The sequence below is a fragment of the Novosphingobium olei genome, from assembly GCF_012927405.1.
In the GTDB taxonomy this organism is placed as follows: domain Bacteria; phylum Pseudomonadota; class Alphaproteobacteria; order Sphingomonadales; family Sphingomonadaceae; genus Novosphingobium; species Novosphingobium olei.
The window spans coordinates 12,522-33,733 of sequence record NZ_JABBGM010000016.1; the positions used below are offsets into that span (position 1 = coordinate 12,522).

Below are 21,212 nucleotides of genomic sequence, written 5' to 3' on the forward strand. Positions count from 1 at the left end.
GGGCGCATTATGTTCCGCAAGGGACGGAAGGGATCGCAATGGCAAGCCGGGCACTATCACCTGCGAGGGCATCCCGCGCGCGCGGCGGATCGGGCTCCGCCGGCCCGCGCGGCGACTGGCGTTCGATCCTGCGCCGCAGCCTGCGCCGCAGTGCCGAACTGATCGGCGGGGCGACCCTGTTCGCGGCGATGGTGTTCCTTGCGCTGGCGCTCGCCAGCTATACCCAGACCGATCCTTCGGGCAGCACCGCATCGGGCAGCCCGGTCGAAAACTGGATGGGCCTGCCCGGCGCCTGGGCGGCGGAACGCGTGCTGATGCTGTTCGGCCTGCCCGGCGGGCTGCTGCTGCCGCTGCTCTATGTCTATGCCCGCCGCCTGTGGGATGCCGCGGGCGACCTGATCGACGATGGCGCCGATGACGAGGACGAAGAGCTCGAGGCCGAGCCCGCGTGGTGGCGGCTTGCGATCAACCTTGCGATCGCGATGGCGCTGATCGGCACCACGCTGGCACTCGCCTTTACCGCGCCGGGGGGAACCCTGCCGGCGGGCGTCGGCGGGCTGCTCGGCCTTGTCGGCGCCGCGGCGATCCGCACCGTCTCGCACCCGGTCCCCGCGGTCGAAGGGTGGATCATCCTCGCCTTGGCGCTCGCCGCGTTCGGCGTGGGGGTGTTCTTCCTCAGCCGCGTCTTCGCCTTCGAATGGCAGCGCCTGCTGACCATCCCGTCGCTGCTGCGCCGCGCGCCCGCCAGCGTCGTGCCCGCCGACGATGCGGGGCTGACCACGCCTGCCCGCCCGCGCAAGGCCAAGGCCGCCGAAGCGCCTGCCATCCTCGCCGCGCCCGAAGCCGATGCCGCGCCGCGCCGCCCGACCGAGATCACCGATCCCAGCCGCCCGGCCGCGCCCACCCCGCTCGCCGGTGGGGCCAAGCTGCGCCAGGGCGACCTGTTCGACAAGTTCGAGCTGCCATCGACCGGCCTGCTGGAAGAACCCGCGCCCAGCGCCCAGCCCAAGATCGACAAGCTCGCGCTCGAAAGGAACGCGCGCCTGCTCGAAAACGTGCTCGGCGACTTCAAGATCGAGGGCGAGATCACCGCGGTGCGGACCGGGCCGGTCATCACCATGTACGAGCTGGAGCCTGCACCCGGCACCAAGGCGAGCCGCGTGATCGGCCTTGCCGACGACATCGCCCGCAACATGAGCGCGATTTCCGCGCGCGTTTCGGCCATTCCCGGCCGCACCGTGATGGGCATCGAACTGCCCAACGCGGTGCGCGACATGGTCTCGTTCCGCGAGCTGGTCGAATGCGAGAAGTTCGCCAGCTCCAAGGCGCTGCTGCCGATCATCCTGGGCAAGGACATTTCGGGCGATCCGATCGTCGCCGACCTTGCCACGATGCCCCACCTGCTCGTCGCCGGCACCACCGGCTCGGGCAAGTCGGTGGGCCTCAACTGCATCCTGCTGTCGCTGCTCTATCGCCTGACCCCGGCGCAGTGCCGCCTGATCCTGGTCGATCCCAAGGTGCTGGAGCTGAAGTCCTACGACGACATCCCGCACCTGCTCTCGCCGGTGGTGACCGAACCCGCCAAGGCGGTGCGTGCGCTGAAGTGGGCGGTCGAGGAAATGGAGCGGCGCTATCGCCAGATGTCCTCGATCGGCGTGCGCAACCTGTCGGGGTTCAACGAGAAGGTCCGCGCCGCGGCATCGAAGGGCAAGCCGCTGGGCCGCCGCATCCAGGTGGGCTTCGATCCCGATACCGGCGAGGAGCTGTTCGAGGAGCAGCAGCTCGATTACCAGGTGCTGCCGCAGATCGTGGTCATCGTCGACGAGCTGGCCGACCTGATGGTCACCGTGGGCAAGGAAATCGAAGTCCTGATCCAGCGGCTTTCGCAAAAGAGCCGCGCGGCGGGCATCCACCTGATCATGGCGACGCAGCGCCCGTCGGTCGACGTCATCACCGGCGTGATCAAGGCCAACCTGCCCACCCGCATCAGCTTTGCCGTGACCAGCCGCATCGACAGCCGCACCATCCTGGGCGAACAGGGCGCCGAACAGCTGCTGGGCAAGGGCGACATGCTCTACAAGCCCGCGACCGACCCGATCAAGCGCGTCCACGGCCCCTTCGTCAGCGACGAGGAGGTGGAGAAGGTGGCCAACCACTGGCGCGGGCAGGGCAGCCCGGAATACGTCGATTCGGTGACCGAGGAGCCCGAAGACGGCGGCTTCGGCTTCGACGATCTGGACGCGACCGCCAGCGACAATCCCGAAGAGCGCAAGTACCGGCAGGTGTGCCAGCTGGTGTTCGAAAGCCAGAAGGCTTCGGCCAGCTGGATCCAGCGCCAGATGGGCGTGGGTTACAACACCGCATCGAAATGGATCGAGCGCATGGAAGCCGACGGCTTTGTCGGCCCGGCCAACCACGTCGGCCGCCGCGACATCTACCGCGACAAGGACGGCAATCCGCTTTGACGGGGGCGGCGCGGGCTTCGGTGCCGTGCCAACCCGCCCTTAACCCCATCTCGCCAATTTGCCTTAACCCCCGCCCTTAACCTCCGCCCTTAACCATCGCCGGGGCGCGCCGTCCTTGGGTGTGGATCGGCGCGGCGGCGTCCTGTTCTTCCTCCGTCTCCAGCCGGCGGGCCGATCCATCCTGTCCAGAGCAAGCCCGGGAGCCTTCCGCGCCATGCAAGCCCTGACCCAGTGCTGGTTCACTCGCACGCACCGCCCCGAACGCTGGATGGAGCACGACGAGGACGGTTCGCACCTTTCCACCTGCCGCTATTGCGAGCGCCGCATCGTCAGCTGGGACCGCGAGGCGTGGTACCTGGCCGACGGCTTCAACGTCAGCCGCCTGGCTGAAACCGCCAGCGGACGCACGCTGACGCTGGTCGACGTGTCCGAGGACATGTTGCTGCACCGCTTTTCGGTCACCCACCTGAACGACGAGGCCGCGATCGAGGCGTTCAAGAAGCAGGTCGCCGCGCAATACGCGATGGACGAGCCGGGATCGCCGCTGCGCCTGCTCGACAGCGGCGGCACGCCGCGCCCCCGCGTGCGCACGCAGACGGCGCCGCGCCGCGCGGGCGTCAGCCGCGCCGCACCGGATAGCCGGAAAAGCGCTTGATCCGCCGCAGCGAGAAGCTCGACCGCATGGCCGACACGCCGGGCAGGCGGGCGAGGCAATCGCGGTGGATGGCATCGTACTGTTCGAGATCGGCGGCGGCGACGCGCAGCAGGTAATCCGCGCTGCCACTCATCAGGTGGCATTCCAGGATATCGTCGAAATCGCCGACCGCGCGCTCGAAGCGGTCCATCGCTTCGCGGCTCTGGCTGGTCAGCGTAATCTCGACGAACACTTCGACGCTGAGGCCCAGACGGCGCGGGTCGAGCCGCGCGGCGTAGCCTTCGATCACGCCCTTTTCTTCCAGCGCGCGGATGCGGCGGTGACACGCCGAGGGCGACAGGGCGATGGCTTCGGCAAGATCGGCGATGGAACGCGACGAATCACGCTGCAGCGCTTCGATCAGCGCAATGTCGGCACGCTCCATGCACGTTTTTCCCGATTGAGGGTCGATGTGCAACGATATTTCCCGATTGGCCCCTTCGGCAAGCCCCAATGAGGTGAAACATTGCACTGGCTTGCGCGTATCCTTCCCGCACGAAGGATTTGCGGAGAAGAACCCATGCGTGTCGGCACCGTTCGCGAGATCAAGAACCACGAATACCGCGTCGGGCTGACGCCCGAAAGCGCGCGCGAGCTGGTGGTGCACGGGCACGAGGTGTGGGTCGAAACGGGCGCGGGCCTTGGCATCGGCGCGAGCGATGCGGACTACGAAGCGGCCGGCGCCAAGATCCAGCCCGATGCGAAGACCGTGTTCGATGGCTGCGAAATGGTGGTGAAGGTCAAGGAGCCGCAGGCGGTCGAGCGCGCGATGCTGCGCGAAGGCCAGGTGCTCTATACCTACCTCCACCTTGCGCCCGATCCGGAACAGACCGCCGATCTGGTCAAGTCGGGCGTCACCGCGATCGCCTACGAAACGGTGACCGGCCCCAACGGGTCGCTGCCGCTGCTCAAGCCGATGAGCCAGGTGGCCGGGCGCATGTCGATCCAGGCGGGCGCCACCGCGCTGGAAAAGGCGCACGGCGGGCGCGGCGTGCTGCTGGGCGGCGTGCCGGGCGTGCTGCCGGGCAAGGTCGCGGTGATCGGCGGCGGCGTGGTCGGCTTCAACGCGGCGCAGATGGCGGCGGGCCTGGGCGCGGACGTAACCGTGCTCGACCGCGATCCCGATGTGCTGGAGCGGCTGGGCATCCACTTCGAATCGCGCGCCAAGACCCGCTTTTCCAACCGCGCCAACCTGGCTGCGGCCGTGGCCGAGGCGGATCTGGTGATCGGCGCGGTGCTGATCCCCGGGGCCGCTGCGCCCAAGCTGGTGACGCGCGAAATGCTCGGCACGATGAAGCCCGGCGCGGTGCTGGTCGACGTGGCCATCGACCAGGGCGGCTGCTTCGAGACGAGCCACGCCACGACTCATGCCGATCCGACCTATATCGTCGATGGCATCGTCCATTATTGCGTGGCCAACATGCCGGGCGCGGTCGCGCGCACCAGCACTTATGCGCTCAACAACGTGACCCTGCCGCACGCGCTGCGCATTGCCGACCTCGGCTGGAAGGAAGCGCTGCGCCGCGATGCCCATCTGGCGGCGGGCCTGAATGTCCATGGCGGCAAGGTGACGTATGAAGCGGTGGCCCGCGAACTCGGCTACGACTTCGCCCACTACGCAGATTTACTTATGTAATTTAACTTGGAATAAGACTTGGCGTTCTATCAGGACGCCATGGCATCGAAGTCAAAGCGGGATGAACGAGGGTGGAGGCGCATCATCGCCTGCACGATCGTGCTGCTTTGCGCGCTGCTCGCCACGCCATTGCCGGCGCAGGCCGCCACGGTTCCCGTGGAGCAGATCTGCCACGCCAATGCCGCGCTGGGCGAAGACTTTGCGGCATTTGCGGAAAGCCGGTGGATCTGCACCGACGACCACTACAGCATTGCGAGCGACGTCATTTTCGTCCGCTTCCGGCTGAAGCCTGACCAAGCCGCACCGCGGCCGGCAGGATTCGTCTCCCACGCGGTCACGTTCGAGCGAATCGACCTGTGGGTGGTCGACGCGGACGGCAGCCGTCGCGCGCTGCGCTACACCGCCGCCGAAACGCACCACATGGGCGTGGGGCCGATGATCGCCGCCGCGCTGCCGCCGGTCGGCCCGGACAGCCGCTTCGTGGTCGCGCGGATCGTCGGGCCCTGGTCGAAGACGCTGGCGAGCGATGCGCGGCTCGACACGCTGCCCGCAGGGACCGGCTGGTCGCTGGGCGAGATCGTGGCGGTTGCCGCGATCTGCGGGATGCTGGCGGTGCCGTTGCTGATGGCTGGGGGGTACTGGGTGGTGTTGCGCCAGCCCTATGTGGTGTGGCACGCGCTGCTGATCTTCTCGATGCTGGTGCAGGCCTTGATGGGCACGGGCTTCTTCCACATCCTGGGCGAGCTGCCGATCTTCGTCGAAGGCGCGATATCGTGCGTGTGCTACAGCGTGATGGGGGCGAGCGCGCTGATGTTCAGCGCGACCTTCGTCGAGCCGGGCATGCTGGGGCCGCGTGTGGGCCTTGCCATCCGGCTGGGCGCGGTGATCACCCTGGGCTGCGGATTGGTCGCCGCGCTGCCGCTGGACGCGCTGCGACCCTATTCGACGATGCAGCTCTATCTTGGCATGGGGCTGTCGATCCTGCTGATCATGGCCAGCATGATCGAGGCCTGGCGACGGGGAAGCTCGCTGGTGTGGTACCAGATCGTGGGCTGGACGCCCGCGCTGCTCGTCGCGGTCTATCGCATCGCGCGCTATGTCTCGCCCGATGCGCAGCCCACCAACTCGGTGGCAGCGCAGCAGCTGGCGCTGGCGGTAGAGGTGCTGGTCAGCTCGCTCGGCATCCTCAGCCGTCTGCTCGACCTGCGCCTGCAGCGTGACCGCGCGACTGCGCTGGCGCTGGAAATGGAGGGCGTTGCCGGTCGTGATGCGCTGACCGGGCTGTGGAACCGTCGTTCGATCGAGAAGCGCTTCGCCGACCTGTTCGCCAGCGGTTTCCGCACGATGGCGGTGCTCGATCTCGATCACTTCAAGGCGGTGAACGACCTGCACGGCCATGCCATGGGCGATGCCGTGCTCAAGGCGGCGGCAACCGCGCTTTCGGGCGATGGCGATACCCGCGCGGTGCGCCTGGGGGGCGAGGAGTTCATGCTGTTGCTGCGCGGCAGCGATTCGGCCGAGCGCGCCGAGCGCCGCCGCCGCGCGATCAGCGCGCGCGTCGCGGCCGAACTGCCGGGGCTGGACCGGGTGGTGACGGCGAGCATGGGGCTGGTCGAACACGATCCACGCGGCAACCTGTCCGCTGATTTCGACGCGCTCTACGCGCATTGCGACCGCCTGCTCTATGAAGCCAAGCGGCTCGGCCGCAATCGCACGATGCGCGAACGGATGATCGCCTTCGTGCCGCCCGCGCCCATGGCCGCGGCCGCCGCCGGCTAGCTTGCCTCGGGCAGGAACGGTGCGGCGACGTCGGCCGGCACGCGCAGCAGCCGGCCGCTGGCCTTGTCGAGCAGTGCCCAGGTGGTCTTCGCCGCGACGATCACCTTGCCCCGGTGATCGCGGAATTCGACGCAGCGATCGAACCGCGCACCCGAAGGTGCGTGCGGGATGAAGGTTTCCGCCGTCACGCTTTCGCCTTCGCCGATGTTGCCGCGATAGTCGATCTCGTGCCGGGTCACGACCCAGACATAGGCGGCCAGGTGCTCTGGCGGCGCCACCGCCTCCCAATGGGCGACGGCGAGCGCTTCCATCCACTGCACCCACACCGCGTTGTTGACGTGGCCCATTACGTCGATGTGTTCGGGCAACGCGGTGAAGGTCAGGGTGTGGCGGTTGCTCATTACGGTCAGGCCGGAACGCCCAGCTGCCACAGCACGAAGACGAACTCCTCGGCCATTTCCTTCAGGCTTTCGAAGCGGCCCGACTTGCCGCCGTGCCCGGCGCCCATGTTGGTCTTGAGCAGCAGCTCGTTGTCGTCGGTCTTCAGTTCGCGCAGCCGTGCGACCCACTTGGCGGGCTCCCAGTAGGTGACGCGCGGATCGTTCAGCCCGGCGGTGACCAGCAGCGGCGGGTAGGCCTGTGGCTTCACCTGGTCATAGGGGGAATAGGCGCGGATCAGCTCGAACGCGGCGGCGTCCTCGATCGGGTTGCCCCATTCGGGCCATTCGCCGGGCGTGAGCGGCAGGCTTTCATCGAGCATGGTGTTGAGCACGTCGACGAAGGGCACGTGCGCCACCACCGCGCCGAACAGGTGCGGATCGGAATTGATCACCGCGCCCATCAGCTCGCCCCCGGCCGAGCCGCCCGAGATCGAGATGCGCCCTTCCTGCGTGAAGCCGCGATCGATCAGGCCGCGCGCGACGTCGACGAAATCGTTGAAGGTGTTGGTGCGCTTGTCGAGCTTGCCGTCCTTGTACCAGCGCCGGCCGAGATCGTCGCCGCCGCGGATGTGGGCGATGGCATAGGCAAAGCCGCGATCGACGAGGCTGAGCCGCGTGGTCGAGAAGCCCGGGCCGATGGCGATGCCATAGGCACCGTAGCCGTAGAGGTGGAGCGGGCCACCCTGTGCGCGATCCTTGCGCCAGACCACCGAGACCGGCACGCGCGTGCCATCGCGCGCCGTGATTTCGAGCCGCGCGGTTTCATAGAGCGAGGCATCGTAGCCGCTGGGGATTTCCTGCACCTTGAGCAGTTCGAGCGACTTGTCGGCGACGTGGTAGTCATAGACCGAGGCCGGGCTGACCATCGATTCATAGCTCACCCGCAGCTTTTCGACCGCCCATTCGGGATTGTCGCCAAGGCTCGCCTCGTAGCTCGCTTCGGGGAAGGTGATCGGCTCGATCCGGGCGGGATCGTCGTAATAGCGCACCTCGATCCGGTCGAGCCCGCGCACTCGGCCTTCGACGACGTAGAAATCGCGGAACAGGTCGAACCCGGTCAGGTAGAAATCGTCGCTGCCTTCGATCAGCGTGGTCCATTCGCCGGGCGCGGCAAGCGGTGCCGTTGCGAGGCGGAAGTTTTCGTGGGTGTCGTTGGTGTGGACGAACAGCGTGTCGTCGCGCACGTCGACATCGTATTCCACGCCTGCCTGCCGCGCCTTGACCAGTTTGAGCGGCGCCAGCGGATCGTCGGCGGGGACGAGCCGCACTTCGCTGGTTTCATGGTCGCCGGTCGACAGGATCAGCCACTTTTCGTTGGCGGACAGCGCGGCACCGGCGCGGAAGCCTTCGTCGTCTTCGTGATAGAGTTCGACATCCTGATCGACCGGCTGGCCGAGCCAGTGCAGGCGGACGTTGTCGGTGCGCCAGTTTTCGTTGGCGAGCGAATAGACGAGGCCGCTGTCGCCCTTGACCCAGATCAGGCCCGAATTGGTGCCTTCGATCACGTCGGGCAGGACTTCGCCGGTGGCGATCACCTTGATTCGCGCGGTGAAGCGTTCGGAGCCGTTGTCGTCGACGCTCCAGGCAAGCTTGCTGCCATCGTTGGAGACCGAGATCGCGCCGAGGCGGAAATAGTCGTGGCCGGCGGCGAGCGCGACTTCGTCGAGGATCAGTTCGTCGGCGCTGCCATCGTCCGCCGCGCCCACCGGGCGGCGCCACCACTTCTTGTATTCGGCGCCTTCCTCGAATTCGATCCAGTAGAGGAAATCGCCGTCCTTCTGCGGCACGGACTTGTCCGCTTCCTTCACGCGCGCGCGCATTTCGGTGAACAGCGCGTCGATCGTGCCCTGGTGCGGCTGCATCCGCGCTTCGAACCAGGCGTTTTCCGCCTTGAGGTGATCGAGCACCTCGGCATCCTCGACCTTGGGATAGCCCGGATCGCGCAGCCAGGCGTAATCGTCGGACACGGTGATGCCGTGGCGGGTGAAGCTGGACGGCTTCTTCGGCGCGATTGGCGGAGTGGCTGGCGGAGTTGCAGGGGTGGTTTGTTCCATCCCTCGCATCTATGTTCCCCGCATCACGCCCGCAAGGCGAACGACATTTGCGCACAGGACAAGACCCATGCTGATGCACACCCACGAAGCCCGCCTCGATGCGCTGCGCAAGGAACTGGCGGCGCGCGGCCTCGACGGCTTCGTCATCCCGATTTCCGATGAACACATGAGCGAATATGTCGGCGGCTATGCCCAGCGGCTCGCCTGGCTGACCGGCTTCGGCGGTTCGGCGGGGACCGCCGTGGTTTTAAAGGACAAGGCCGCGATCTTCGTCGACGGGCGCTACACGCTGCAGGTGCGCGATCAGGTCGATGGGCGCTTCTGGGAATACCAGTCGGTGCCGCAGACGTCGGTGGCGGCGTGGCTGGCGCAAAACGCGCCCGAAGGCGCGACCATCGGGTATGACGCGTGGCTCCATTCGAAGGGCTGGGCGGGTGGCGTGGCCAAGGCGCTCGGCGCGAACGGCGGCAAGCTCGTCGCGGTCGAAGGCAATCCGGTGGACGCGGTGTGGGAAGACCAGCCCGCGCCCTCGCTCGCCCCCGCGCTGGTCCATGCCGATGCCCACGCCGGGCAATCGGGCAACGAAAAGCGCGCCGCCGTGGCCGAATGGCTGGCCGACAACAAGCTCGATGCGGCGGTGATCTCGGCGCTCGATTCGATCGCCTGGCTGCTCAACGTGCGCGGCAGCGATGTCGAGCGCACGCCGGTCGCGCTCTCGTTCGTGCTGGCTCATGCCGATGGCACCGCCGACCTGTTCATCGCGCCCGAAAAGGTGACGCCGGAGCTTGTCGCGCACCTGGGCAACGCCGTGCGGATCGCCCCGCGCGATGGCTTCGTGCCCGCGCTGCAGGCGCTGGCCGGCAAGAATGTGGCCGCCGATCCCGAGCGCGCGGTGGCCGCGATCTTCGAGACGCTGGAACGCGCGGGCGCCAGCGTGGTGGCGGTGACCGATCCCACCGTGCTGCCCAAGGCGATCAAGAACCCGGTCGAACAGGCCGGGCACAAGGCGGCGCAGGAACGCGATGGCGCTGCCGTCGCCCGCTTCCTGCACTGGGTGACGACGACCGCGCCACAGGGCGGGGTGAGCGAACTTTCCGCCTCGGACAAGCTGGAGGCGTTCCGCGCCGAGGGCGGGCTGCTGCGCGACTTGTCGTTCGACACCATATCAGGCGCGGGGCCGAACGGGGCGGTGGTGCACTACCGCGTCAGCGAGGAGACCAACCGCGCGCTCGAACCCAACAGCGTCTACCTGGTCGATTCGGGCGGGCAGTACGTCGATGGCACCACCGACATCACGCGCACCGTGTGGATCGGCCCCGATGCGCCCCCGGCCGAGGTGAAGGACCGCTTCACCCGCGTGCTCAAGGGCCATATCGCGCTCGCCCGTGCGGTGTTCCCTCGGGGCACCGCGGGCAGCCAGCTGGACGCCTTCGCACGCCAGTTCCTGTGGGAAGCGGGGCTCGATTACGCGCACGGCACCGGCCACGGCGTGGGCAGCTTCCTGTCGGTGCACGAAGGGCCGCAGCGCATCGCCAAGGCGGCGGGCGGACAGGCCGGCACCGGGCAGGACCTGGTGCCCGGCATGATCCTGTCGAACGAGCCCGGCTACTACAAGACCGGCGAATACGGCATCCGCATCGAGAACCTGATCCTGGTCGAACGGCGCGAGATCGCTGGCGCCGAGGGCGAATTCTATGGCTTCGAGACGCTGACCCACGTGCCGATCGAGCGCGCGCTGGTGGACCAAAGCCTGCTGACGCGCGAGGAGCGCGACTGGTGGAATGCCTATCACGCGCGCACGTTCGAACTGCTCTCGCCCCAGCTTTCCGGCGCCGATCTCGATTGGCTGAAGGCGGCGTGCGCTCCGCTCTGAGTGCCGCTTGCGAGTGAAGATGTTCGTGATATGTTCTCAATCATGGCGTCCGCCGCAGCGAGTCGGGCGGACATGATGGAGAACCACGATGATCGGATACGTTACGCTCGGCACCAGCGATCTTGCCCGCGGTGCGGTGTTCTATGACGCCATCGCCGCCGAGCTCGGCACCGGGCGGATGATGGAATGGGCCGGCGCGATCGCCTGGGGCACGCCCGACGGTGGCGCCGGGATCGGCCTGACCCTGCCGTACGATGGTCAGCCGGCCAGCGTGGGCAACGGCGTGATGGTCGCGCTCGAAGCGAAGGACAAGGCGCAGGTCGACCGGCTCCATGCCATCGCGCTCGCCAACGGCGGCTCGTGCGAGGGCGCACCGGGTCCGCGCGGCGATGGCGACGGGTTCTATGCCGCCTACTTCCGCGATCCCGATGGCAACAAGCTCAACGCCTTCGTCATGGGGTAGGGCGCGCCGCATCGCGCGACAAACTGCGACAAAATCGATGGGCTCGCGGCATAGTTGCGCGACAAGCGGTGCTTATATCGGCTTTCAAGGAAGCTGCAGCGGTCGGTCCCACTCCCCCATCTGTACGGTAGGGCAGGCGGACACTCCCCCTTCGGCCGCCGCCCCGGCGCCGCCTGCTGCAGCTTCCTCCCTCTTCCCTTGGGGACCGAAGCCGATGACCATGAAGAAATATACCTTGGGCCTGTCCGCCGCAGCGATGCTGCTGGGCGCTGGTGCCCTCTATGCCGCCGCGCCCGATGGCAAGGCTCGCCCGATGCGCGCCGATGCCGACGGCAATGGCGAAGTGACCTGGGCCGAAGCGAAGGCCAAGGCCGACGAGATGTGGACGAAGCTCGACGTCAACGGCGACGGCAAGCTCGACCAGGCCGACCGCGACGCGAAGCTGGCCAAGAAGTTCGACGAGATCGACACCAACCATGACGGATCGATCAGCCGCGACGAATTCGTTGCCCATCACCGCGCGATGAAGGGGCCGATGGATGGCCCCGGACGCGGCGAACCCGGGGCTCCGCCGCCACCTACTGCTGGTGCCAGTGGCCCGATGGCTGGCGGACCCGATGGCCCGATGCGCGGCCACCGCGGCATGCGCGGACCCGGCCATGGCGGTCCTGGCGGCGACATGATGGGTGGGCCGATGGTGGCGATGATGGCCGATGCCAACAAGGATGGCGTCGTCACCCGGGCGGAATACGATGCCGCGGTGAAGGCGCACTTCGACAAGGTCGATACCAATCACGACGGCAAGATCACGCGCGAGGAGCGCCGCGCCGCATTCCAGGCGATGCGTCCGCGCGCCCGCGACGGTGAACCGATGGGCGGAATGGGCGACATGCCGCCCCCGCCCCCGGGAGAGTGATCTGCTGCGGGAAATGCGATAAGCCGGTGCGATGAACGATACCACGCCCATCAGTGTCCTGCTTGTCGACGATGAACCGGCTCTGCGCGAACCCCTGGCGGACTATCTTGGCCGCCAGGGGTTCGCCGTGACGCAGGCCGGCACCGCGGCGGAAGCGCGCAGCCGTCTGGCCGAGGGGCTGCCCGACATCGCCCTGCTCGACATCATGATGCCGGGCGAGGACGGCCTGTCGCTCTGCCGCCATCTGGTGGAGGCCCGGCACCTTCCGGTCATCTTCATTACCGCGCGCGGCGAAGCGACCGACCGGATCGTCGGGCTGGAAATCGGCGCCGACGATTATGTGGTGAAGCCGTTCGATCCGCGCGAACTGGTCGCCCGCATCCGCAGCGTGCTGCGCCGCGCCTCGCGCCAGCCAGCCGAGACCAGCGACGCCTTCGTCTACGAGTTCGAAGGCTGGTGCCTCGATCCGCTCAAGCGCCGGTTGACCGATCCCGAAGGCGCCGTCGTGGCGATTTCCTCGGCCGAGTTCCGCCTGCTGCTCGCCTTCCTCGACCATCCGCGCCAGGTGCTCGACCGCGACCGCCTGCTCGACATGGTGCAGGGCCGCGAAGCGCATCTGTTCGACCGCGCGATCGACAACCAGATCAGCCGCCTGCGCCGCAAGATCGAGGTGGACAGCCGCAATCCTCAGCTCGTCCAGACCGTCTGGGGCGGGGGGTACATGCTGGCCGCCGAAGTACGCAAACGCCCGGCGACCGACTGACCGCGCGTCCCGTGATCGGCCTTGCTTCAAACGTCGCGCGCCGCGTGCGTGCCCTGCCGATCTGGCCGCGCAGCCTGCAGGGCCAGATGCTGCTCGCCATCGCGCTGGCGCTGCTGGTTGCGCAGGGCCTCTCCTCCGGGCTGATCTGGCGGGCGCAGCGCGAACGGCACATCAATGCCATGGTCAGCGGGCTCGCCTTCCGCCTGCTCGGCCAGGCGCCGCCAGAAGGGCCTCCTCCTCCGGATGGTCCCCCTCGGCCCGAAGGCCTACCGGGTCTCGATGGAAGAGGACCGCTCGATGGCCCCCCCGCCGGACCGCCCCGGGCAAGGCGGGCGGGCCCGCCGACGCTGCCGGGCGATCCTGAGGCGCGCCTGCGTCGTCCGCCGAACGACCTGTTTCGCTTGCCCCGCAGCCTGCGGCTGACGGTCGAGCCGAACTTCGCCCCCGCCGCGACCGACCGCCGCCGCAGCGATGCCGAAAGCCTGCTGCACGACATGCTGGAAGCGCAAGGCGTGACGGCCCCGCAGGTGGTGGTGCTGGAGCGCCGGCCCTGGGCCGATCCACTCATTGGCCGGTGGTACATGCGCAGCCGGCGAGGACCGCTGGCTGACAGCGGCGAAGATCCGCCACGCCTGGCGATCGCTGCGCTGCGCCAATCCGACGGCCGCTGGCTGGTCGCCCGCGTGATGGTTCCTGCCGACGAACGCCGCATTCTGATGTCGATCGCGCTGCAGACGGTGTTCATCTACATCGCGCTGGTTGGCGCCACCGCCCTGATCCTGCGCCGCATCGCGCGGCCCTTGAAGGCGCTGACCCGCCGGGTGGAAAGCTTCGCCGCGGACCGTTCGATCGACGGACAGCTGGCGCCCGAAGGGCCCGAGGACGTGCAGCGGCTGATCGACGCGCACAACGCGATGGAACATCGCATCGTCTCGCTGCTCGACGAAAAGGACGTGATGCTGGGCGCGATCGGCCATGACCTGAAGACCCCGCTCGCCGCGTTGCGCGTGCGGATCGAGGCGGTGGACGACGATGCCGAGCGCGCGCGGATGGCGGCAACGATCGAGGACATTACCCGCTCGCTCGACGACATCCTCTCGCTCGCGCGCGTCGGCCGCCCGACCGATCCCGTTGAAAGCACGCAACTGTCCGCGCTCGTGGCCGACGTGGTGGGCGAATACGAGGACATGGGCGAGGACGTCGAACTGGGCGAGACCGAGCGCATGGTGCTGCGCCTGCGCCCCACCTGGGTGCGCCGGGGCTTGCGCAACCTCGTCTCCAACGCGCTGCGCTATGGCACCAGGGCGCGCGTCTCACTGGCGCGCGACGGGCGCCATGCGGTGCTGCGCATCGAGGACGATGGCCCGGGCATTCCCGATCCCGACATCGCGCGGATGATGGAGCCGTTCACCCGGCTGGAAGCATCGCGCAACAGCGCCACCGGCGGCGCAGGGCTGGGCCTTGCGCTGGCGCGGGCGATTGCCGAACAGCACGGCGGCAGTCTGGTGCTGATCAACCGCCGCGAAGGCGGGCAGGTCGGCGGCGGGCGGATCGCCGGGCTTACCGCCGAACTGCGGCTTCCTTTGTCGTAGCGCGATTTACCGCAGCAAGCCGCCGAGCAGCCCGCGCGCGAAGCGGCCGAAGGCGGCGCCGCCGATCTGCGTGGCGACCGTGCCGACCACCGCGGTAAGGCCCGAGGACACCGGCGAGGCGCGCGATTTCTTGCCCATGATCTCGGCCGCGATCACCGCGCCTGCCGAGCTTGCCACCGCGCCGACGGCGGCCTTGCCCGCCTTGCCCCACAGGCTGGGGCTCTGGCGCGCGGCACCGCGCTGGGCGACTTCGCCCTGTTCTTCCACCTGCTTGGCCGCCGCCGCCGCATCGGCCGCCTTCTGCGCCAGCACTTCGGCGGCGCTTTCGCGGTTGACGGCGGTGTCGTACTTGCCGTCGAACGGGCTGACCGACTGGATCACCGCACGCTCCTTGGGCGTGACCGGGCCAAGCCGTGAGCGCGGCGGCGCCACCAGCGTGCGCTGGACCACGCCAGGCGCGCCATCGGCATCGAGCGTGGAAACGAGCGCTTCGCCCACCTTGAGCTCGGTGATCACCTTTTCGACATCGAGATCGGGATTGATGCGGAAGGTTTCCGCTGCCGCGCGGATCGCCTTCTGGTCGCGCGGGGTGAACGCGCGCAGGGCATGCTGCACGCGGTTGCCGAGTTGCCCTGCGATCTTTTCGGGAATGTCGATCGGGTTCTGCGTGACGAAGTAGACGCCCACGCCCTTCGACCGGATCAGGCGGACGACCTGCTCGACCTTGTCGAACAGCGCCTGCGGGGCATCGTCGAACAGCAGGTGGGCTTCATCGAAGAAGAACACGAGGCTAGGCTTTTCGGGATCGCCGACTTCGGGCAGCGCCTCGAACAGTTCGGACAGCAGCCAGAGCAGGAACGTGGCGTAGAGCTTGGGGCTCTGCATCAGCTTTTCGGCGGCGAGCACGTTGACCATGCCGCGCCCCTGGTCGTCGAGCTTGAGGAAGTCGTTGATCTCGAACGCGGGTTCGCCAAAGAAGCGGTCCGCGCCCTGGCTTTCGAAGGCGAGCAGCTGGCGCTGGATGGTGCCGACGCTGGCTTTCGACACGTTGCCGTACTTCGTCGCCAGTTCGCTCGCCGCTTCGGCGCAGGCGACCAGCACCGATTGCAGGTCGGCAAGGTCGATCAGCAGCAGGGCGTTATCGTCGGCATAGCGGAAGGCGATGTTGAGCACGCCTTCCTGCGTTTCGTTGAGACCGAGCAGGCGGGCGAGCAGCACCGGGCCCATTTCCGAAATGGTCGTGCGAATCGGGTGGCCGGCTTCGCCATAAAGGTCCCAGAATACCGCCGGGTTATCGGCATAGGCGTAGTCGGCGATGCCGACTTCTTTGGCCCGCGCCTCCAGCTTGTCGGCGTTCTTGAAGGTGGGGCTGCCGGGCATCGAGATGCCGGACAGATCGCCCTTCACGTCGGCCAGGAACACCGGCACCCCGGCGCGGCTGAACTGTTCGGCGATGCCCTGCAACGTCACCGTCTTGCCCGTGCCGGTTGCGCCCGCCACCAGCCCGTGCCGGTTCGCCCGATCGAGCCGCAGCACCTGCTGCTGCCCGTCCGCGCCCAGCCCGATCACGATCTCGCCCATCAGTCCCAGTCCTTCACTGCCGTCAGCAGGAAGGTTTAGGTCGCGCGCGGGCGTTTGCAAACGGGGAAGAAGGGCCGGATCGGGCAGCACGTCCCTGTCCGGCCCTTGGGGCAGCGGCCGGATCGCGCTTTTGCATCGGTGCGCGCGAGCCGCTAAAGCGCGCGGCTGTTTCCATGCGCGCACCCTTCATCCTGCTCGACGATGCCCGCACCGAGGGCGCCAGTCCTTCGCGGCTCTATACCGGCGCGCAGGAGATCGTCGTCGCGCGCCGCGCCGACGAGGTGCTGCCCGCGCTCGAGCGGATTGCCGCGACGCCGGGCGAATGGGCGGGATTCATCGCCTATGAAGCGGGGCTCGCGCTCGAACCGCGATTGCAGCCACTGGCCGCACGGCGCACGGGTGCGGCGGGGCCGCTGGTGTGGTTTGCGCGGTTTTCCACGTGGCTGGAGATGACCTCAAGCGAAGTTGAGGTTTGGCTGAAGCAGGAATCGGCAGGCGCGGGCCGGCTCGGGCCGCTCGATCCGCAGGTGTCGCCCGGGGGCTATGGGGCTGCGTTCGACCAGATCGCCCAGGCGATCCGTGCCGGCGACATCTACCAGGCGAACCTGACCTTTCCGCTTGGCGGCACGTGGAGTGGCGATCCGCTGGCGATCTACGCCGCGATCCGCGCCGATGCGCGCGCGGGCTATGGCGGGCTGATCTGGGACGGGGCGCACTGGCACCTGTCGTTTTCGCCCGAGCTGTTCTTCAAGCTGCGCGATGGCGCGGTCAGCGTGCGGCCGATGAAGGGCACCGCGCGGCGCGGGCGCGATGTGGCCGAAGACGAAGCGTTGCGCGAGGAACTGGCCGCCAACCCCAAGGACCGCGCCGAAAACCTGATGATCGTCGACCTGATGCGCAACGATCTGTCGCGCGTGGCAGAGCCGGGATCGGTGCGGGTGGAGGCACCCTTTGCGGTCGAGACGTATCCTACGGTCCACCAGATGGTGACCACGGTGCGGGCGCAGTTGCAGCCCGACCGGAGTGCGGCGGACCTGCTGCGGGCAATCTTTCCCTGCGGATCGATCACCGGCGCGCCCAAGATCCGCGCGATGGAGCTGATCGACGCGGTCGAGCGCGACGCGCGTGGAAACTACTGCGGTGCGGTGGGCCGTTTGGACAGCACTGGCGATGCGGCGTTCAATGTGGCAATTCGGACGCTACGTCTCGTCCCCGATCACGGGGGCGCCCAGGGGGGTCGCGCCACCATGGGGGTCGGATCCGGTCTCGTGGCCGATTCAACCCCAGCGCGCGAGTGGCGCGAATGCGTGGTGAAGGGGAGTTTCTTGCGTCTTTCTGCGGGCAGTGCCGACCTGATCGAGACCATGGCGTTCGATCCCGTCGCCGGGATCGCGCTGCTGGAACTCCATCTCGAACGGCTCAAGGCGAGTGCGGCGGAGCTGGGCTTCACGTTCGACCGACACGCCGTGCGCAACGCGATCCATGCGCTGTGCTTCGATCTGGAAGCGCCGTCGAAGGTGCGGCTGGTGATTGCTCGCAGCGGGGCCTATGCGCTGGAAGCGGGCGCCATGCCGGCGCCGTTTGCCGGGCCGGTCGGCTGCATCGCGCTGCCGCTGCCGGTTTCTAGCGGCGACTGGCGCTTGCGCCACAAGTCGAGCGATCGCGGCTTTTACGAAGAGGCGCTCAAGGTGGCCAGGCGCGCCGGGGCCGGCGAAGCCGTGCTGGTGCGCGACGATGGCCTTGTCACCGAAGGCAGCTTCACCAACCTGTTCGTTGAGCGCGACGGCCGGCTGCTGACGCCGCGCGCCGCGTCGGGCCTGCTGCCGGGTGTCCTGCGGCGCAGCCTGATCGAAGAAGGCCGCGCGCAAGAGGCCGACCTGACCCTTGAAGATCTTTCCGGCGGGTTCTTCGTCGGCAACGCCGTGCGCGGGCTGTGCCCGGCGCGGTTCCACGGCGAGTAACGCAAGACCATGTCCCATCCGCTTTCCGCCGCGCTTTCGCGCATCGCGCCTTCGCGCACCACGGCCATGACCGACCGCGCGATGGAGCTGCGCGCCGAGGGCAAGGACGTGATCTCGCTGTCGGTGGGTGAGCCCGACTTCGCCACGCCCGTGCACGTGATAGAGGCGGCCAAGCAGGCGCTCGATGCCGGTGACACGCGCTACACCGCCGTAGCCGGCACGGCGGCGCTGAGGAAGGCGGCGGCGCTGCATTTTGAGCGGGACCTGGGGTTGGTCGTCCCGCCCGCGCAGGTGATCGTCAGCGCCGGGGGCAAGCAGGCGATCTTCCACGCGCTGCTGGCGACGCTCGATCCCGGTGACGAAGTGCTGGTGCCGAGCCCGTGGTGGGTCAGCTATCCCGAGATCGTGCGCTTTGCCGGCGCCACGGTGGTGGACCTGCCGACGACGGCGGCAAGCGGCTTTCGCATCAGCGCGGCGCAGCTCGAGGCGGCGATCACGCCTGCCACGCGCTGGCTGCTGCTCAACAGCCCCGGCAATCCCACCGGCGCGACCTATTCCGCCGAGGAAATCCGCGCGATTGGCGAGGTGCTGCGGCGCCATCCGCGCGTGCTGGCGATGAGCGACGATATCTACGCCCCGCTGCGCTACGTCGAAGGGGCGCATGCTACGCTCGCGGTGGAATGTCCGGACCTGGCCGAACGTGTGCTGACGGTCTCGGGCGTGTCGAAGAGCCATGCGATGACCGGCTTCCGCATCGGCGTTTCGGCAGGGCCGCTGTGGCTGATCCAGGCGATGGCCAAGCTGCAGTCGCATTCTTCGGGCAATCCCGCCTCGATCAGCCAGGCCGCCGCCGTGGCCGCGTTCGAAGGGCCGCAGGATTTCCTGGCCGACTGGCGCGAGCGTTTCCGCGTGCGGCGCGACCGGGTGGTCGCGTCGATCAACGCGATTCCGGGCCTTGCGGCGCCGGTGCCCGATGGCGCGTTCTATTGCATGGTCGATGCCGCGCCTCTGATGGCCCGCTTTGGCGATGACGACGCGCTGGCGATGCACCTGCTCGAACACGGCGTTGCGATCGTGCCGGCCTCGGCCTTTGGCGGGCGCGACGGTTTTCGCATTTCTTTTGCCGCGGACGACGCGCGGCTCGATGAAGCGCTGCGGCGCATTGCAGGAGCGGTGGCGTGATCGATTTCCCGATCCTGTTCGAAGACGGTGAAGCGCTGGTGATCGACAAGCCGGCAGGCCTGCCGCTCGATACCCCGCGCGCCGGGGGCGTGAGCCTCGACGATTACCTCGACGAACTGCGCTTCGGCTTCCAGCGCGCGCCGGCGCCGGTGCACCGGCTCGACCGCGATACCTCGGGCTGCCTGCTGCTGGCGCGCAACCCCAAGGCGCTCAAGCGCTTTTCGGCGGCGTTCGAAGCGCGCATCGTGACCAAGGTATATCTCGGCGTGGTGCAGGGGACGTTCGAGCTGAAGCACGGCACGATCGACCTGGCGCTGTCCAAGATCAGCTCGGCGGCGAACGGCTGGCGGATGATCGCGGCGAAGAAGGGCAAGCCCGCGCGCACGCACTGGAAGGTGCTGGCCGAACACGATGGCCTTTCGCTGGTCGAGTTCCGGCCCGAAACCGGCCGCACCCACCAGATCCGCGTCCATGCGCTGGAAGGGCTGGGCCAGCCGCTGGTCGGCGATCCGGTCTATGGCGATGGTGACGGCACCGGGCGCACGTTGCTGCATGCGCTGCGGCTCGAAGTGCCGCGCGACGGCAAGCCGCCGGTCGTGGCCGAAGCGCCGATCCCAGACGATTTCAGGGCGCTCGGTTTCACGCTGTGATCGATGCCGATGCCCTGGTCGGCCGGGCCATGGCGCTGGTCGAGGAGAGCTTCATCGCCGCGGCGGGACCGGGCGGGCAGAACGTGAACAAGGTGGCGACGGCGGCGCAGCTGCGGCTCGACGTCTTTGCGCTGCGCCTGCCCCCCGAGGTGTTCCATCGCCTGAAGGACCTCGCCGGGTCCAAGATGACCGCCAAGGGCGAGATCGTGCTGACCGCGCGCAGCTATCGCACGCAGGAACAGAACCGCGAGGACGGGCGCAAGCGGCTGGCCGACCTGCTGCGCGAGGCGTGCAACCTGCCGGCAAGGCGCGCCAAGTCGCGGCTCAATCGCGTGGGCAAGACGGCGCGGCTGGAAGGCAAGAAGAAGCGCGGCGCGATCAAGGCCGGGCGCGGCAAGGTATCGTTCGACTGACGTTCAAGCCCGGACGCCAAAGCCTGCCGCGAAGACCCTGACGCTCAGGGCTGATCGCTCGCCGCAACGCCGGGAATCGCGGCGAGGTCGGCGGGCACGGTCGCTTCGTCGAGCGGGGGACGCGGGCGCGCCTCGAGCCGCTCGGCCGCCTTGTCGAGCGCCTTGGCCTCGCCCACCGTGGTGCCGCCGGGGCCGGGGTCGGTGTCTTTCGAACACGCGCCCAGCCCCAGTGGCAACGCCAGTGGCAGCACCAGAAGCGCGGCAGCCAATGCCCCCCGCATCGGACGCGCTTACTGCTGCGGCGGAGCGGCGGGCTTGTCGGTGCCGGTTTCCGCAGCGGCAGCGGCCGCACGGGCAGCCTCGGCCGCCGAAACTGCGCTGTCGGCCGCGCTCTTGGCGGCATCCTCGGCGCTCTGTGCAGCCTGCGAGGCATCGGCAGCGGGGGCGACTTCCCTTTGCGGCGCAGGCGCGGCGGCGGAAGGTTCAACCGCCGGAAGATCGTCAGCAGGCATTTCGACGTTGTCGGGCGCGGCTTCCTGCGAGGCATCGTCGGACTTGCCGCAGGCGGCGAGCGAAAGCGCAGCGGCAGCAGCGAAAGCCGTGATGGCGAACTTCTTCATCGGGTCCCTCTCGAAGGAAATCATGGACTTGACCGGCCTTCTGCCGGCTCGGGCCCGGTTCTATCGCCCTGCCACCATCAAGGCCACAAAAATGCGGTGGACAAAGACGACGCGCGCCAAAAACGACAAC

The 21,212-nt window shown here is 68.2% G+C and carries 19 protein-coding genes; 13 read left to right on the forward strand and 6 right to left on the reverse strand.

From position 1 onward, the window contains the following. Positions 1-38 precede the first annotated feature (38 nt). Positions 39-2,465: an FtsK/SpoIIIE family DNA translocase gene (locus HHL27_RS20445; protein WP_169495246.1), complete on the forward strand. Its 2,427-nt coding sequence runs from the start codon at positions 39-41 to the stop codon at positions 2,463-2,465. A 214-nt stretch (positions 2,466-2,679) separates the two neighbouring features. Then, positions 2,680-3,120 (forward strand): hypothetical protein, encoded by a 441-nt coding sequence (locus HHL27_RS20450; protein ID WP_169495247.1) that lies wholly within the window; start codon positions 2,680-2,682, stop codon positions 3,118-3,120. On the opposite strand, the gene HHL27_RS20455 is transcribed toward HHL27_RS20450, so the two are convergent. After that, complete coding sequence (locus HHL27_RS20455; RefSeq protein WP_169495248.1) at positions 3,083-3,544, reverse strand: Lrp/AsnC family transcriptional regulator; 462 nt, start codon at positions 3,542-3,544, stop codon at positions 3,083-3,085. The genes HHL27_RS20450 and HHL27_RS20455 overlap by 38 nt on opposite strands. Before the next feature lie 135 nt (positions 3,545-3,679). Here HHL27_RS20455 and ald point away from each other — a divergent pair, with 135 nt between their 5' ends. Beyond that, positions 3,680-4,795 (forward strand): alanine dehydrogenase, encoded by a 1,116-nt coding sequence (gene ald, locus HHL27_RS20460; protein WP_169495249.1) that lies wholly within the window; start codon positions 3,680-3,682, stop codon positions 4,793-4,795. Between the two features lie 18 nt (positions 4,796-4,813). Further along, positions 4,814-6,574: a sensor domain-containing diguanylate cyclase gene (locus tag HHL27_RS20465; protein WP_206069754.1), complete on the forward strand. Its 1,761-nt coding sequence runs from the start codon at positions 4,814-4,816 to the stop codon at positions 6,572-6,574. On the opposite strand, the gene HHL27_RS20470 is transcribed toward HHL27_RS20465, so the two are convergent. Next, on the reverse strand, positions 6,571-6,975 hold the full coding sequence (locus tag HHL27_RS20470; RefSeq protein WP_169495251.1) for an acyl-CoA thioesterase: 405 nt from the start codon (positions 6,973-6,975) through the stop codon (positions 6,571-6,573). The two genes, HHL27_RS20465 and HHL27_RS20470, sit on opposite strands and share 4 nt — an antisense overlap. Positions 6,976-6,980: 5 nt before the next feature. After that, on the reverse strand, positions 6,981-9,068 hold the full coding sequence (locus HHL27_RS20475; RefSeq protein WP_169495252.1) for a S9 family peptidase: 2,088 nt from the start codon (positions 9,066-9,068) through the stop codon (positions 6,981-6,983). Positions 9,069-9,141: 73 nt separating this feature from the next. Between HHL27_RS20475 and HHL27_RS20480 the strand changes: the two genes are divergently transcribed. From HHL27_RS20480 to HHL27_RS20500, 5 genes are all read left to right on the forward strand, one after another. Then, complete coding sequence (locus HHL27_RS20480) at positions 9,142-10,941, forward strand: aminopeptidase P family protein (protein ID WP_169495281.1); 1,800 nt, start codon at positions 9,142-9,144, stop codon at positions 10,939-10,941. 88 nt (positions 10,942-11,029) lie between these two features. Continuing rightward, positions 11,030-11,404: a VOC family protein gene (locus HHL27_RS20485; protein ID WP_169495253.1), complete on the forward strand. Its 375-nt coding sequence runs from the start codon at positions 11,030-11,032 to the stop codon at positions 11,402-11,404. 214 nt (positions 11,405-11,618) lie between these two features. Then, positions 11,619-12,320 (forward strand): EF-hand domain-containing protein, encoded by a 702-nt coding sequence (locus tag HHL27_RS20490; RefSeq protein ID WP_169495254.1) that lies wholly within the window; start codon positions 11,619-11,621, stop codon positions 12,318-12,320. 31 nt (positions 12,321-12,351) lie between these two features. Next, positions 12,352-13,083, forward strand: coding sequence for a response regulator (locus tag HHL27_RS20495; protein WP_169495255.1), 732 nt, complete (start codon positions 12,352-12,354; stop codon positions 13,081-13,083). 86 nt (positions 13,084-13,169) lie between these two features. Then, a complete protein-coding gene (locus HHL27_RS20500) occupies positions 13,170-14,675 on the forward strand; it encodes an ATP-binding protein (protein ID WP_169495282.1) in 1,506 nt (501 codons plus the stop codon). Positions 14,676-14,681: 6 nt separating this feature from the next. On the opposite strand, the gene HHL27_RS20505 is transcribed toward HHL27_RS20500, so the two are convergent. Then, positions 14,682-16,256 (reverse strand): helicase HerA-like domain-containing protein, encoded by a 1,575-nt coding sequence (locus HHL27_RS20505; protein WP_169495256.1) that lies wholly within the window; start codon positions 16,254-16,256, stop codon positions 14,682-14,684. A 173-nt stretch (positions 16,257-16,429) separates the two neighbouring features. On the opposite strand from HHL27_RS20505, the gene pabB reads away from it, so the two are divergent. The 4 genes from pabB to arfB are packed head-to-tail and all read left to right on the forward strand — an operon-like array spanning position 16,430 to position 20,462. Continuing rightward, complete coding sequence (pabB, locus tag HHL27_RS20510; protein ID WP_169495257.1) at positions 16,430-18,217, forward strand: aminodeoxychorismate synthase component I; 1,788 nt, start codon at positions 16,430-16,432, stop codon at positions 18,215-18,217. A 9-nt stretch (positions 18,218-18,226) separates the two neighbouring features. Then, the gene (locus tag HHL27_RS20515) at positions 18,227-19,399 is read left to right on the forward strand and encodes a pyridoxal phosphate-dependent aminotransferase (RefSeq protein WP_240960126.1); all 1,173 of its coding nucleotides are present in this window, start codon (positions 18,227-18,229) and stop codon (positions 19,397-19,399) included. Continuing rightward, positions 19,399-20,049, forward strand: a complete 651-nt coding sequence (locus tag HHL27_RS20520) for an RluA family pseudouridine synthase (protein ID WP_420874089.1) — start codon at positions 19,399-19,401, stop codon at positions 20,047-20,049. The genes HHL27_RS20515 and HHL27_RS20520 overlap by 1 nt, the downstream gene beginning before the upstream one ends. A gap of 29 nt (positions 20,050-20,078) precedes the next feature. Beyond that, a complete protein-coding gene (arfB, locus tag HHL27_RS20525; protein WP_206069758.1) occupies positions 20,079-20,462 on the forward strand; it encodes an alternative ribosome rescue aminoacyl-tRNA hydrolase ArfB in 384 nt (127 codons plus the stop codon). Positions 20,463-20,506: 44 nt separating this feature from the next. On the opposite strand, the gene HHL27_RS20530 is transcribed toward arfB, so the two are convergent. Beyond that, entirely contained in the window at positions 20,507-20,743 is a 237-nt protein-coding gene (locus HHL27_RS20530) for a hypothetical protein (protein WP_169495260.1), read from the reverse strand. 9 nt (positions 20,744-20,752) lie between these two features. Then, positions 20,753-21,082 (reverse strand): hypothetical protein, encoded by a 330-nt coding sequence (locus tag HHL27_RS20535; protein ID WP_169495261.1) that lies wholly within the window; start codon positions 21,080-21,082, stop codon positions 20,753-20,755. Positions 21,083-21,212: the final 130 nt, after the last annotated feature.

Excerpts from the sequence above, each read along its gene's own strand:
- HHL27_RS20445 (WP_169495246.1), top strand. The coding sequence starts at position 39 with ATGGCAAGCCGGGCACTATCACCTGCGAGGGCATCCCGCGCGCGCGGC.
- HHL27_RS20450 (WP_169495247.1), top strand. The coding sequence starts at position 2,680 with ATGCAAGCCCTGACCCAGTGCTGGTTCACTCGCACGCACCGCCCCGAA.
- HHL27_RS20455 (WP_169495248.1), bottom strand. The coding sequence starts at position 3,544 with ATGGAGCGTGCCGACATTGCGCTGATCGAAGCGCTGCAGCGTGATTCG.
- ald (WP_169495249.1), top strand. The coding sequence starts at position 3,680 with ATGCGTGTCGGCACCGTTCGCGAGATCAAGAACCACGAATACCGCGTC.
- HHL27_RS20470 (WP_169495251.1), bottom strand. The coding sequence starts at position 6,975 with ATGAGCAACCGCCACACCCTGACCTTCACCGCGTTGCCCGAACACATC.
- HHL27_RS20475 (WP_169495252.1), bottom strand. The coding sequence starts at position 9,068 with ATGGAACAAACCACCCCTGCAACTCCGCCAGCCACTCCGCCAATCGCG.
- HHL27_RS20480 (WP_169495281.1), top strand. The coding sequence starts at position 9,142 with ATGCACACCCACGAAGCCCGCCTCGATGCGCTGCGCAAGGAACTGGCG.
- HHL27_RS20485 (WP_169495253.1), top strand. The coding sequence starts at position 11,030 with ATGATCGGATACGTTACGCTCGGCACCAGCGATCTTGCCCGCGGTGCG.
- HHL27_RS20490 (WP_169495254.1), top strand. The coding sequence starts at position 11,619 with ATGACCATGAAGAAATATACCTTGGGCCTGTCCGCCGCAGCGATGCTG.
- HHL27_RS20495 (WP_169495255.1), top strand. The coding sequence starts at position 12,352 with ATGAACGATACCACGCCCATCAGTGTCCTGCTTGTCGACGATGAACCG.
- HHL27_RS20500 (WP_169495282.1), top strand. The coding sequence starts at position 13,170 with ATGCTGCTCGCCATCGCGCTGGCGCTGCTGGTTGCGCAGGGCCTCTCC.
- HHL27_RS20505 (WP_169495256.1), bottom strand. The coding sequence starts at position 16,256 with ATGGGCGAGATCGTGATCGGGCTGGGCGCGGACGGGCAGCAGCAGGTG.
- pabB (WP_169495257.1), top strand. The coding sequence starts at position 16,430 with ATGCGCGCACCCTTCATCCTGCTCGACGATGCCCGCACCGAGGGCGCC.
- HHL27_RS20515 (WP_240960126.1), top strand. The coding sequence starts at position 18,227 with ATGTCCCATCCGCTTTCCGCCGCGCTTTCGCGCATCGCGCCTTCGCGC.
- arfB (WP_206069758.1), top strand. The coding sequence starts at position 20,079 with ATGGCGCTGGTCGAGGAGAGCTTCATCGCCGCGGCGGGACCGGGCGGG.
- HHL27_RS20530 (WP_169495260.1), bottom strand. The coding sequence starts at position 20,743 with ATGCGGGGGGCATTGGCTGCCGCGCTTCTGGTGCTGCCACTGGCGTTG.
- HHL27_RS20535 (WP_169495261.1), bottom strand. The coding sequence starts at position 21,082 with ATGAAGAAGTTCGCCATCACGGCTTTCGCTGCTGCCGCTGCGCTTTCG.